The following is a 12,532-nucleotide window of genomic DNA, read 5'->3' as shown; positions in this document are numbered from 1 at the left end:
GGTCGGTGTCGGTCCCCTGGAAATCGGTGAACGCGACCACGGCCTGGTCGAGTGTCCTCGTTGTAGGACGCGTTCACGTTCGGGTGCACACCGAGCGCCTCGACGACAGCCTTCGCGAAGAACGGCAGGTACGTCAGGTTGACGCCCTCGCGCGCCTTGAACGAGGCCTTGGCGAGCTGACGCAGATGCGCGATCTTGGTGACGTCGGCCTCGTGGACCTGGGTCAGCTGCGCGGTGCTCTGCAGCGATTCGAGTGTCTTGGTCGCGGTGATCTGGCGGATCCGGCTGGCCTTCTGCGTGGTGCCGACGAGGGCGGCCAGCTTCGGGGCGGCGGACTGCTTGGCCGCGGGCGCGGGTGCGGCGGCAGCGGCCGGAGCCGGAGCGGCGGCGGGCGCCTTCTTGGCCTCGGCGGCGGCGAGCACGTCCTGCTTGCGGATGCGGCCGCCGACACCGGAACCGGTGAGGGTCGACAGGTCGACGTTGTTCTCGTCGGCCAGCTTGCGGACCAGCGGGGTCACGTACGGGGTGCTGCCGTTGGACGACGCCGGGGCAGGAGCGGCCGCGGCAGGCGCGGGTGCCGGAGCGGGCTTGGGAGCCGGTGCCGGAGCGGGCTTCGGCGCGGGTGCCGGGGCCGCGGCGGCGGGCGCAGGCGCGGGTGCCGGGGCAGGCTCAGCCGCCGGGGCGGGCTCAGGTGCCGGGGCGGGAGCCGGTGCGGGCGCGGCGGCCGCGGGCTGGCCGCTACCGATCACACCCAGCTGACCACCCACATCGATGACGTCGTCTTCCTGCGCCGTGATCTCGAGCAGCGTGCCCGCGACCGGCGACGGGATCTCGGTGTCGACCTTGTCGGTGGACACCTCGAGCAGCGGCTCGTCGACGGCGACGGTGTCACCCACGGTCTTGAGCCAGCGGGTCACGGTGCCTTCGGTGACCGACTCGCCCAGTTCGGGCATCTTCACGGGCGTGCCGGAAGCAGCGGACGCGGCAGGCGCGGCGGCCGGGGCGGGGGCCTCGGCGGCAGGTGCCTGCGCGGCGGGCGCGGGCGCGGGTTCGGGGGCCGGCTCAGGCGCGGCGGGTGCGGCAGCAGGCTCAGGAGCGGTGGCGGGGGTCTCGCCGGCATCGCTGATTACGCCGAGCTCACCGCCGACCTCGACGATGTCGTCTTCCTGGGCGACGATCTTGGAGAGCACGCCCGCGGTCGGCGACGGGATCTCGGTGTCGACCTTGTCGGTGGAGACTTCGAGCAGCGGTTCGTCGACCTCGACCGTGTCTCCTTCCTGCTTCAGCCACCTGGTCACCGTGCCCTCGGTGACGCTCTCACCAAGGGCTGGCATCTGGACGGAGAAGGCCATGTCCTCTGACTCCTCTGAGTGTGTACCCGGCGGACATCCGTCGCGGGTCGCGGCTTTCGTCCACCCCGCCGGTCTCGGCGGAGCACCCGGGAAACGTTGGTTCTTGTTCCGGCAACCATCCTTGCACTCGTCTGTCGCGGGTGTAGCGCAGGGCGGCGATCCGGGCGAAGCTGGCACCATGGAATGTACGGCGGTGAGCAGAATTCCGCCGGAATGTAGGAGGTCGAGCCGGATGGGTTTGCTGGATCGTTTCCGTGGTGGGCGCGGTGCGAGCAGGTCAGGCGCTCGCGAGACCGCGTCCGAAGTGAGCGCCTTGGCGGACTGGGCGCGGACGCGGCGCGGCGTCGAAGCTTTCGTCGAACCCAAAACGACTGTGACTGATGTCACAGCAGTGCTGGTGGCCGCGGACGGTGAGTGGACCCGTCGCATCGTCGGCGAGAAGGGCGCGCGGCGGTTGGCCGGCGCGTTGAAGATCCCCGTCTACGATGTGAACCGCACCGGCTACCCGCAACGCATGCGCGACTTCGATGCCCGCCGCCGCATCGAGGAGCGGCGGGCTCGCGAAGCCGAGTTGGGGGAGTGACTACTCCGCGCCGATCTCCTCGATCACAGTGATGAGCGTGCGCACCGGGACGCCGGTACCGCCCTTGCCGATGTAGCCGAACGGGCCGCCCGTGTTGTAGGCCGGACCCGCGACGTCCAGGTGGGCCCACTGCACGCCCTCGGGCACGAAGTCCTTGAGGAACAGTGCGGCCGAGAGCATTCCGCCCCAGCGGTGCGGCGCGACATTGGCCAGGTCGGCGACCTTGGAGTTGAGGTCGGCGCGCAGCTCCGCGGGAAGCGGCATCGCCCAGCCGTTCTCGCCGACCGAGCGCGAGATCGCGGCGACGCGGTCGCGGAACTCGTCGGTGCCCATCACGCCCGGGGTGCGGGTGCCGAGCGCGACCATCTGCGCACCGGTGAGGGTGGCGACGTCGATCAGGTAGTCGGGCTCGTCCTCGATCGCGCGCACGATCGCGTCGGCCAGGATGAGACGGCCCTCGGCGTCGGTGTTGATGACCTCGACGGTGGTGCCGCCGTACTGGGTGAGCACGTCGCCGGGGCGCTGCGCGGTAGCCGAGGGCATGTTCTCCGCCATCGGGACGGTCGCGGTGACGGTGACCGGCAGGCCGAGCCGCGCGGCCAGCAGCACGGTGGCGATGACCGCCGCGGCGCCCGCCATGTCGGAGGTCATGTTCTCCATGTTGGCGGCGGGCTTGATCGAGATGCCGCCGGTGTCGAAGGTGATGCCCTTACCGACGAGCGCGATCTTCTTCGGGCCGCCCGCGTAGGTGATCCGGATCAGGCGCGGCGGACGCGAGGAACCCTGGCCGACGCCGATGATGCCGCCGTAGCCTGCCGCGGCGAGCGCGTTCTCGTCGAGCACCTCGACCTCGAGGCCGGCCCCGACGGCGAGGATCCGGGCCCGCTCGGCGAACTCGGCGGGGTAGAGCGCGCTCGGCGGGGTGTTGACGAAATCGCGTGCGGTGGCGATCGCTTCGGCGACCAGCTGTGCGCGCAGTAGCTCGAGCGTGCCGAATTCCGGTCCGGGTACCAGCAATTCCAGGCGCACCACCGGGCGCTCGTCCGGCTTGGGCGCGCTCTTGGACTTGAACGACGAGAAGGTGTACGTGCCGAGGTAGAACCCTTCGGCCGCCGCGCCGAGATCGATGCCGGACAGGGTGGTGGCGACGAGTTCGGTGCCGCTGAGCGCGCGCCCGGCCACACCGGCGCTGCGGCGTACCTGTTCGGCGTCGACCTTGTCGGCCGCGCCGAGTCCGACGGCGAGCACACTGGTGACGTCGGCCAGCGCGGCGGGCGCGGGCACCCGGGTGAGTTCCTCGGGCTTGCCCTTGGCGCCGACCGAGCCGAGAGCGTCCAGCAGTTCCGCGCGAACCTCGGCGGTGAGCACGTCGCCGAACAGGTCGGCGGGCACGATGGCCGGTCCGTTCTCCGAGGACGTCAACCCGATCACCAGCACGTCGGTGTCCGCGGCGATGGTTTCGGTGCGCGCCAATTCCGGTCCGAGTGAACGATCTGCAACAGCTGTCATTGCCCCAGGTTATTCGGTCGCTATCGGTGCTCGCATCACGAGTCCGGGTGGACGGGTGTGCGGCGCTTCGGCCCGGCTGTCCCGGAAATACTGGGAATTACTGGACAATACTGGTAGCTGTGGATACGCTCCGACTCGTGATGGACTCGGCCGAGGAGCTGGAGGTGCGCATCTCCGGTTTGCGGGCCGAGGTGCGACGGGCGGCCGCCGGTGGGGATCGGGCCGGGGCGCGGCAATTGCGCGCCGAACTGCGCCGGGCCGAGTTGGCCTGGGACGCGGCGGTTCTCGGTTCGATGCCGGAAGAGGCGTCGGAGGCGCCGGGGGTGCCGGTGCGAGAACATGTGCATCGCGCGTTGACCTTGCTGTCGGTGCCGTCGTCGCCGAAATTGGTGCTCGCCACCCACGACGCGTTCTTCTCCGGCGAGCTGCTGCCCGCCCGGCTGACGAGCCTGCGCCGTGACGAGGAGCGGTCCTTCCGGTCGGCGCCGTACGCCCGCCCGTACTACCTGTGCGCGGCCCTCACCACCGATCTGCTGGCCCCCGCGCGCGGTCTGATGGCGGTGAGTTCGTGGCCACTGGAACGGCGGATGGTCGGCCCGTTGAGTCCCCGGGTCGGGCTGCTGGTGTCGGCTATTCGCTTGGCCGAACATCTTTCGGCGCAGCCTGCGGGGGAAACGTCGGGTTTGCGCGTACTGTGGCGGCTCGCCGTGTCGATTCCTGGCATCTCCACCGCCCCGGATTCGCTCGACCCGGCGAAGGTGATCGAGGCCGCGCGGCGTGAGCTCGCGGTGCACGAGGACGAGGACGCGAGGCAGCGCAATTCGGCCGCGTGTCGGGCGGCGGATCAGCTGGCGGATCCGGCCGCACAACTATTCGGTGTTCGGCTCGGCGTAGCCGATCGGCGACGAATCGAGGTGAAATGAGCACTCTCGCAGCACAGTTGGACGAGTTGCGCGGCGAAGCCCCCGCGACCAGGCACAATGCCCGCACCATCGCCGCGCTGACGGCCAATCCCGGATGTGCCCGCCGCGCCCTGCTCGACGCGGCCGCGGTGGACAAGACTGTGATCGCCCAATCGCTGGGGTTCCCGCCACAATTCGGTCAGTCCCAGTTCGCCATTACGCGCGGCAACGCTTTCGAGGCGATGGTGAAGGCGAACGGTTGCGCGGAACTGCTCGCCCTGTTGCGTGACAAACTCGGACTCACGATTCCCGAAGTCGCCTACCACGACCTGAATTCGGTGGGGGAGAACACCGGCAACGCGGTGCGGTATCAACGCACCAGGCAATTGCTGAAGAGCGCGATCGCGGCGGGCGACGGCACCCTGTTCGACCACCCCATGCTGCGGCTCGATATCGCCGGTGCGACGGCCTATCTGGAACCCGATGTGGTGGCCGTGCAGTTGGACGGCAAGTTCCATGTGGTGGAGGTCAAGGCCTTCCCGGTGATCGACGGGCAGGCGGATCCGGCGCAGGTGGCGGCCGCCGCGCGGCAGTCCGCGGTGTACGTGATCGCCTTGCGTGAGCTGATGGCCGAGATCGGTGAGTCACCGGAGATCGTGTCGCACAATGTGATTCTGGTCTGCGCGAAGGACTTCTCGAATCGGCCGACCGCCGAACTCGTCGATCTGCGCAAGCAACTCGCCACGGTCTCGCGCCAATTGACCAGGCTCACCGCGATTCCCGACCTGCTCGACCTGCTGCCACCCGAGGCCACCTTCGCGCCGGGGGAGAACCTCGAGAAGACGATCGCCGCCATCCCGGCCCGCTACGCGCCCGAGTGTATGTCGAGCTGCGAGCTCGCGTTCGCCTGCCGCGACGAGGCCCGCACCTGCGGTTCGGTGGACGCGCTGGGCCGCGGGGTGTGCGATGTGGTCGGTGGCATCGAGAACATCCACACGGTCCTGGGCCTGGCCGACGGGACGCTGGAACCCGGCCCCGAGCACGCCGACATCACGGCCATGCTGCGGACCGCCCATCGGCTGCGGTGGGAGATCGCCGGATGAGCGTCCTGGCGGCCCTGGCCAAGGCCGAGGCCGTGCGGGCCGGTCGCGCGCAGGCGACCGCGGCGGTGCGCCACATTCACCTCGCCGAACGGCCGCTGGTCGCGGTGCCGTTGCGGTTGGCGGGGGAGGCGGCGGCGCCGGTGGCGATCATGATCGGCACCTCGGCCGGCGACCAGAACGTGCTGACGGTGCCGCAGCCGCGCGACCGCGTGCTGCGGTTGCGGTTCATCGAGCAACTGGCTGATGTTGTGCTGCCCTATCTTTCGACGTTTCTCGTCGAAACCGAGGAGCTCACCAGCAAGGCAGGTGAGACCTACACGCGGTGTCTCGACGCGCCCCAGATGTGGACACCGAACCCCGGCGGCGTGAATTTCCTGAAGCTGCTGGGGCGTTCGGTGCGATTTCACCGGATCGACGGGGACAACCCGGTGCCGGAGTCGATTCCGCTGCTCGGGCGCTGGCTCACCTGGTTCGGTGATCGTGCCGAACATCCCGGTTCGGCGGTGCTGCCCGCGATGACGACGGCGCTGTCGTCGCATTGGGCGTCGGGCCAATCCAGCCTCGAAGACGGCAATCTCGCGGCCCTGCTCGGCTGGATCGATCCGCCGCCCGGGTCGACCGGCGCGGAAGCCGCTGCCCTGGCCGAGGACCCGCTGCTGTCGCCGCCCGCGGGTCCGGCCACCGATCCCGGATTCGACAACGAGGAACTCGCGCCGCTGATCGCCGCCTACAACGCCGCACTCGACGACTCCGCCAGATCTGTCGCGGCCGAACGGCTCGAGCGCTCGCTGCGTGGCCAGCTCGAACCCACCTGGCAGCTGATGTGGCGTTCGATCGAGCTGCTGAGCGCACTGCCCGAAGGTGCCAGCGTCGAGAACCGGTGGACCGATGATCGCGGTGCGTTCTCCCGCTTCGCCGCCGATGTCGCGGAGGGTATTCCGCAGGCCCGCCGCGATTCCGCCGTTCCCGCGGTGCGCAGACTGCTGGAGCGGGAACGGGCGCTGGAAGCCCTGCAGGGGCAGTGCGCTTTCGATGATCCGCTGCGCATGCTCGAGCACCGTGTCAGCGGAGCGGCTTTCCGCGGCACCGTCACCCACAGTGAGCCGGAGCGCCTCGATCGTTCGGGGTCGCGTCCGAAACTGCGCCCGCACATCCACATTCGCACCACCGACCCCTTCATCGCCGTGGCCGGGGAGGAACTGACCTGTGTCGAGCGGCCGAAACAGTCGGGGCTCGTCGTCGAGATCGACGGTGACACGATCGTTCTCGAACTGTCCGGCGGAATGGGGCGCAAACTCGTCGCCGACCAGGGCAGCGTTCCGGAGGAAGGCGATGACCTCGGTTTCGCCCGCTTCAAACCGGCACCGTTCAACGGGATGCTGAACCTGCCCGCGCGCGAGGAGACGCCGTGGACCCACGGGGGCCCGCCGCCGGAATGGACCCCGCCGACCGACGAGGAAGGGGACGAACTCCAGTGACCACACCGGACGAGGCCGTCGCCGGAATTCTCACCGACCTGCGCGACGAGAGCCATCGCGCGATCGTCGTCGACTCCCCACCGGGGGCGGGCAAGTCGACGCTGGTCGTGCGCGCGGCTCGCCAGCTCGCCGAGGACGGCGACCAGCGGATGATCGTCGCCCAGACCAACGAGCAGGTCGACGACCTCATCGACCGGTTGGCCGCCGCCGATCCCGCGCTGCGGATCGGGCGGCTGTCCAGCGCGGCCTACGTCGTGAGCGATCGGGTGGATCGGCACGGCAATGTCCGGGTCGCCAAGCAACCCGGCGACCTCGCCGACCGCACCATCGTCATCGGCACCGCGGCCAAGTGGGCCACCATCACCGAGGGCAGCTGGTCGCACGCGATCATCGACGAGGCGTACCAGATGCGCTCGGACATGTTGTTGCGCATCGCGAATCGGTTCGATCGCGGGCTGTTCGTCGGCGACCCGGGACAGCTCGACCCGTTCGCGACCGTCGAAACCGCGCGCTGGGCCGGTCTCACCTGGGATCCGACGATGAGCGCGGTCAGCGTGATGCTGGCCAACAACGATCACATTCCCACCCACCGGCTGCCGGTGTCCTGGCGGCTGCCCGCCACCGCCGCACCGGTGGTGTCGAAGGCGTTCTACCCCTTCACCGAATTCCAGTCCGGCACCGGACTCGGGGACCGGCGCATGGACTTCACGACCCGCGGTCTGGGTGGGCCGGTCGACGCGGTGCTGGAGGAGGCGGCCGAGTCCGGATGGGGCTGGTACGAATTGCCTGCCCGGCACACCCTGCGCACCGACCGTGACGCCGTCGCCGCGATCGCGGCGATCGCGGCCCGGCTGATCGAACGCGGCGCTACCGCCCACTCCGAATCCGGCAGCCGCCCGGTGACCACCGAGCGGGTCGCGATCGGCACCGCGCACCGCGACCAGGCCGACGCCATCCGCACCGCCCTGCGCGGTACCTGTGCCGAACCCGTCACTGTCGATACCGCCAACCGGCTCCAGGGTCGCGAATACGACGTCACCCTGGTGCTGCACCCGCTCTCGGGCCGCCGCGACGCCAGCGCCTTCCACCTGGAGGCGGGCCGGCTGTGTGTGCTGGCCTCCCGGCACCGCCACGCCTGCATTCTCGTGGGCCGCGCGGGCATCCCCGAACTTCTCGACGCCCACCCCTCCGCGGACCCGGTCCACCTCGGGGTGCCGGTGAAGTTCCCCGACGGCTGGGAGGCGAATCAAGCGGTGCTGAGTCATCTGTCGAGCCATCGGGTGCGAGCGGCGGCGCTGTAAACCGCACCTGGCGTTCAGATGCTGTGAGTTAGCCTGATACACCGTGTTTTTCGACAATTCGCGACTTCGCGCAGACGGTCGGGCCGTCGGTTAGTCTCACGGCGAGACACGCGTGGTGGGTGGCCCATTGGCGGCACCGGTACGCAGCGGGGCGCCCGGGCGTTCCGGGGAGCGGAAAGATTTCAGATTTGAAGATCAGGCGTACCGGTGTTCGTGGCCGGGTCAGTGTGCGTATCCGGTTGTTGTCGATGGTGCTCATCTCCAGTGTCATGCTGTTGGTGGTCGGTGGTGGCGGAGCTGTCTATCTGGTGAATTCGGCCAGGGATTCCACCGACTGGGCCGAATTGGCGAGCAGTACCACCGGGCCCGCGATTCTCATGGTGTCGGCATTCCAGGAAGAGCGCAGGCTGTCGCTGCTGCGGCTGGCCGGTGACGTGTCGTCGGCGCCCGCGCTGGCCACCGCCAAACAGCGTTCCGACGAGGCGCTCGCGGCGGTGATCGCGAAAGGCGACGCGGCTCGCGCGCTGAATCCCGAGGGTTCGCGCGAGGACATCGAGGGATACAACAAGCTGTTCTCCATGGTGCCGACCGTGCGCACCGGCGTGGAATTCCTGCGGATTTCCCCCGATGAGGTTTTCGGGTTCTACACCGGGGTGATCGGCACGATCATCGCCGCGTCGATGCTGGCGGCCCGGGTCGCGCCCGAGGCGAAGGTCGGCATCGAATTGGGCTACGCCGTAGAACAATTGCGTGCGGCCGAAGCGCTGTCACAAGCCGACTCGCTCGGTTCCGTCGCAGTGACCACCGGCGAGATGAGCGCTGCCCAGCTGGTCGACTTCGGCCGTCGGATCGGCGAATTCCGCGGCGAGGCAGCCTATTCCGCGACGGTACTGAAAGGCCGCCGCCTGGCGCAGCTCTCGGAGATCACCGCAGGCCCGCAGTGGCAGCAGGTCATCGCGATGCAGGACGCCATCCTGTTGCGCGGACCGATATCCGTCCGCGACGGGGAGGCCGGGCTCCCGATCGGTCTGGCCGACTGGCAGGACGCGTCGAAACACGTGGGCCTGGCCTTGCAGAAACTGTGGGAAGACCAAAGCGGGGACGCCCACGTCATCGCCAGAGAGCAGGGCGAACGCGACACCGGCAGCGCGCTGCTCGGCGGTGCGCTGATCGCGCTCGCCGCGGTGGCGGCCTTCCTCGTCGCGCTGGTGATGGCGAATCGGTTCATCGCGCGGATGCACCGATTGCGCCACGACACCCTCGAACTCGCCGACGAGCGGCTGCCGGAGGTGATGCGCCGGGTCGCGACGGGGGAGACCGTCGAGACCGCGGCGGAGGGTTCGAGCCTGGACTTCGGTACCGACGAGCTCGGCCAGGTGGCCGCGGCGTTCAACCGCGCCCACGTGGCCGCGATGTCGGCCGCCGTCGCCGAGGCGCAGACGAAGGCGGGGATCAGCACGGTCTTCCTCGACATCGCGCACCGCAGCCAGGTGGTGGTGCACCGCCAGCTCGCACTGCTCGACCGTGCCGAGCGCGACGAGAGCAACGCCGATCAGCTCGATCTGCTGTTCCAGCTCGACCATCTGGCCACCCGTGCCCGGCGTAACGCCGAAAACCTCATCATCCTCGGCGGCGAACAGCCGGGCCGTCGGTGGCGCAAACCGGTCCCGCTGTTCGAGCTGGTGCGCGGCGCGATCGCGGAAAGCCTGGACTACACCAGGATCGCGGCCAAGCAGATGCCGGATGTGCGTGTCTCGGGGCACGCCGTCGCGGACGTGATCCACCTGCTCGCCGAGCTGATGGACAACGCGACCGCCTTCTCCCCACCCGAGACCCAGGTGGCGGTGTCGGGGATCGTGGTCGGTCGTGGGGTCGCGGTGGAGATCGTCGACCAGGGTCTGGGCATGTCGGAAAGCGATGTGGCCGAACGTAACGCGATGCTGGCCGACCCGCCCGCGTTCAGCGTGGGCATGCTGGCCGGAACCTCGCGGCTCGGACTGTTCGTCGTGGCCACGCTGGCGGGCAGGCACGGCATCTCGGTGCGGCTGTCGGAATCGGTCTACGGCGGCGTGCGGGTCGTGGTGCTGATCCCGTCGGCGCTGGCCGAGGCGTCCGATCCCGAGTCGGCGATCTCCGGCCAGTTCCCCGCTGTCTCGCCGCGACCATGAGCGACGAGCGCGAACACTGGTACGAGGACGAGGCTGGTCCGTTGGTGCGCCTCTACGCCGTCACCGGCGGGCGCGCCAAGGCACAGCGCCCCGACCTCGAGCTCACCACCCTGCTCGTCGACGCGCGCTCGGGCGCCCGCTCACGTCTGCTCGCTCCCGAATACGACGCGATCGTCGAGTTGTGCCGCACGCCACTGTCGGTCGCGGAGGTCTCCGCCCACCTGCACCTGCCCCTGACCTCGACGAAGCTGCTCATCGGCGACCTGATCGACGAGGGCAGGCTCCATGCCAGGGCGCCACGAAACCAGATGAGCACCGCCCCGGACCTGGACGTCCTACGGGCGGTGCTCGCCGGGATCAAACGGTCCTAGGCCGGCTCGTCAGGCTTTCGCCACCGATACCGGCCGCGTCGACAGTGTCGCGAGTTCGGAATCGAGATCGGCGGGCTCGGCCGGTCGGCGCGGAATGGTCATCGCTGTTCCGGCCGCCACGAGCGCGACAGCGGCGCCGATCAGCAGGCCGACATGGAACCCCGCCTCCGACGGCACGGCGTGCCCGGCGAAGTCGGTTGTCATATTGGCCAGCACCACACCGACAACGGCGGCCGACACCGACGTACCGAGCGAGCGCATCAGCGTATTGATGCTGTTGGCGGAGGCGGTTTCCGACAGCGGCACCGCGCCCATGATCAGGGCGGGCATGGCGCCGTAGGCAAGGCCGACACCGATATTGGTGATGCAGACCATCGTCATCAGACCCCAGGTCGAACCCATCAGCACGGCCGAGGAGCCATAGCCGACCGCGATGATCAGCGCCCCGACCGCGAGGGTGACCTTGGGTCCGCGTGCGGCCGACAGTTTCGCGCCCGCCGGTGACAACAACATCATCATCAAGCCACCCGGCGCCATCCACAGACCCATGCCGAGCATGGTTTGTCCCATGCCGTGACCGGTGGCCGCGGGCAACTGCATCAACTGCGGCACGATCAGTGCCTGGCCGTACATGGCGAAGCCGACCAGGACGGAGGCGGCGTTGGTCAGCAGCACCTGCGGCCGGGCCGTGGTGCGCAGATCGACGAGCGGGTCGGAAGTCCGCAATTCCCACCATCCCCACGCGGCCAGGGTCACCGCCGAGGCGGCGAACAGCCCGAGCGTGGTGGCACTGGTCCAGCCCCACCCGGCACCCTTCGACACCGGCAGGAGCAGGAATACCAGTCCCGCGCCGAGCCCCGCCGCGCCGACGAAATCGAACCGCCCACCCGCGTCACCGCGCTTGGCCTCGGCCGGAACGAGGGTTGCGATGAGCACCACGATCAGGACGCTCAGCGCGGCCGCGGCCCAGAACAGGACCCGCCAGCTCGCATACTGCGCGACCGCGGCCGACACCGGCAGACCCAACGCGCCACCGACCCCGAGCGACGCGCTCATGAGCGCGATCGAGGAACCCAGCCGCTCCGCGGGAAGCACATCGCGCATCAGGCTGATTCCCAACGGAATCAAACCGACCCCCATGCCCTGGATCCCGCGTCCGATCAGCATGGGTACCAGCGAGGAGGACATGGCGGCGATCGCGGCGCCCACGATCAGAAATCCACCGGAGACCAGCAGCATGCGGTGTTTTCCGTAGAGGTCACCGAGCTTGCCTGCGACCGGGGTGAACACCGCGCCGACGAGCAGCGTCACCGTGATCACCCAGGAGGCGTTGGCGGCGCTGGTATGGAGCAGTTGCGGGAGTTGGCCGATGATCGGCACCACCGCCGTCTGCGTAATCGCGGCGACGGTGCCGCCGAAGGCGAGGACGCCGACGACCGCCCCGGGTCGCGTCGTCTTTTCCGAGATCCCCACGTACCGCTCCTATCGACAAACACGCAATTTATGTACACAGCACAAGATATGCATACTGCATCAGATGTGTATAGTACACATTATTGAGCGCGCGAAGTCGATCGAGAAGTCGTGAGGTAGGTCGCAGTTCCGCTAGTGATCCGCGGGCAGGGCCGTGATCGGCCGTGGCCAGTACTCCCCTGACCGGCGTTCGATATCGGTGTTGAATCGTCGCAGGTAGCCGACGAAGGCGGCGATATCCTCGGCCGGCCAGTCCTCGAGGATCGAATCCAGAGCGTCGACGATCAGGGCT

General features: G+C 69.1%; 10 protein-coding genes. 7 read left to right on the top strand and 3 right to left on the bottom strand.

What is annotated here, in order from left to right:
* Positions 1-1,352, bottom strand: a 1,352-nt coding sequence (sucB, locus tag ACFWF3_RS07925) for a 2-oxoglutarate dehydrogenase, E2 component, dihydrolipoamide succinyltransferase (protein WP_379312964.1), incomplete at its 3' end; no start/stop codon positions are given.
* Between the two features lie 232 nt (positions 1,353-1,584).
* Here sucB and ACFWF3_RS07920 point away from each other — a divergent pair.
* Complete coding sequence (locus ACFWF3_RS07920) at positions 1,585-1,935, top strand: oxidoreductase (RefSeq protein ID WP_378992467.1); 351 nt, start codon at positions 1,585-1,587, stop codon at positions 1,933-1,935.
* Here ACFWF3_RS07920 and ACFWF3_RS07915 read toward each other — a convergent pair whose 3' ends face one another.
* On the bottom strand, positions 1,936-3,444 hold the full coding sequence (locus tag ACFWF3_RS07915) for a leucyl aminopeptidase (protein ID WP_379312963.1): 1,509 nt from the start codon (positions 3,442-3,444) through the stop codon (positions 1,936-1,938).
* A gap of 119 nt (positions 3,445-3,563) precedes the next feature.
* Here ACFWF3_RS07915 and ACFWF3_RS07910 point away from each other — a divergent pair, with 119 nt between their 5' ends.
* From ACFWF3_RS07910 to ACFWF3_RS07885, 6 genes are all read left to right on the top strand, one after another.
* A complete protein-coding gene (locus tag ACFWF3_RS07910; protein WP_379312961.1) occupies positions 3,564-4,367 on the top strand; it encodes a hypothetical protein in 804 nt (267 codons plus the stop codon).
* On the top strand, positions 4,364-5,449 hold the full coding sequence (locus ACFWF3_RS07905; protein ID WP_379312959.1) for a hypothetical protein: 1,086 nt from the start codon (positions 4,364-4,366) through the stop codon (positions 5,447-5,449). The genes ACFWF3_RS07910 and ACFWF3_RS07905 overlap by 4 nt, the downstream gene beginning before the upstream one ends.
* The gene (locus ACFWF3_RS07900) at positions 5,446-6,927 is read left to right on the top strand and encodes a hypothetical protein (RefSeq protein ID WP_379312958.1); all 1,482 of its coding nucleotides are present in this window, start codon (positions 5,446-5,448) and stop codon (positions 6,925-6,927) included. Before ACFWF3_RS07905 ends, ACFWF3_RS07900 begins: the two co-directional genes overlap by 4 nt.
* On the top strand, positions 6,924-8,228 hold the full coding sequence (locus tag ACFWF3_RS07895) for an AAA domain-containing protein (RefSeq protein ID WP_379312957.1): 1,305 nt from the start codon (positions 6,924-6,926) through the stop codon (positions 8,226-8,228). The genes ACFWF3_RS07900 and ACFWF3_RS07895 overlap by 4 nt, the downstream gene beginning before the upstream one ends.
* Positions 8,229-8,416: 188 nt before the next feature.
* Complete coding sequence (locus tag ACFWF3_RS07890; RefSeq protein ID WP_378992477.1) at positions 8,417-10,396, top strand: nitrate- and nitrite sensing domain-containing protein; 1,980 nt, start codon at positions 8,417-8,419, stop codon at positions 10,394-10,396.
* Positions 10,393-10,767 carry a DUF742 domain-containing protein gene (locus ACFWF3_RS07885; RefSeq protein WP_379312956.1) on the top strand — a complete coding sequence of 125 codons (375 nt, stop codon included), beginning with the start codon at positions 10,393-10,395 and terminating at the stop codon, positions 10,765-10,767. The genes ACFWF3_RS07890 and ACFWF3_RS07885 overlap by 4 nt, the downstream gene beginning before the upstream one ends.
* A gap of 9 nt (positions 10,768-10,776) precedes the next feature.
* On the opposite strand, the gene ACFWF3_RS07880 is transcribed toward ACFWF3_RS07885, so the two are convergent.
* The gene (locus tag ACFWF3_RS07880; RefSeq protein ID WP_379312955.1) at positions 10,777-12,240 is read right to left on the bottom strand and encodes an MFS transporter; all 1,464 of its coding nucleotides are present in this window, start codon (positions 12,238-12,240) and stop codon (positions 10,777-10,779) included.
* Positions 12,241-12,532: the final 292 nt, after the last annotated feature.

The sequence above is a fragment of the Nocardia sp. NPDC060220 genome (assembly GCF_042727815.1).
In the GTDB taxonomy this organism is placed as follows: Bacteria; Actinomycetota; Actinomycetes; order Mycobacteriales; family Mycobacteriaceae; genus Nocardia.
This window is presented reverse-complemented; position numbering and strand designations above follow the sequence as displayed.

Excerpts from the sequence above, each read along its gene's own strand:
- ACFWF3_RS07920 (WP_378992467.1), top strand. The coding sequence starts at position 1,585 with ATGGGTTTGCTGGATCGTTTCCGTGGTGGGCGCGGTGCGAGCAGGTCA.
- ACFWF3_RS07915 (WP_379312963.1), bottom strand. The coding sequence starts at position 3,444 with ATGACAGCTGTTGCAGATCGTTCACTCGGACCGGAATTGGCGCGCACC.
- ACFWF3_RS07905 (WP_379312959.1), top strand. The coding sequence starts at position 4,364 with ATGAGCACTCTCGCAGCACAGTTGGACGAGTTGCGCGGCGAAGCCCCC.
- ACFWF3_RS07900 (WP_379312958.1), top strand. The coding sequence starts at position 5,446 with ATGAGCGTCCTGGCGGCCCTGGCCAAGGCCGAGGCCGTGCGGGCCGGT.
- ACFWF3_RS07885 (WP_379312956.1), top strand. The coding sequence starts at position 10,393 with ATGAGCGACGAGCGCGAACACTGGTACGAGGACGAGGCTGGTCCGTTG.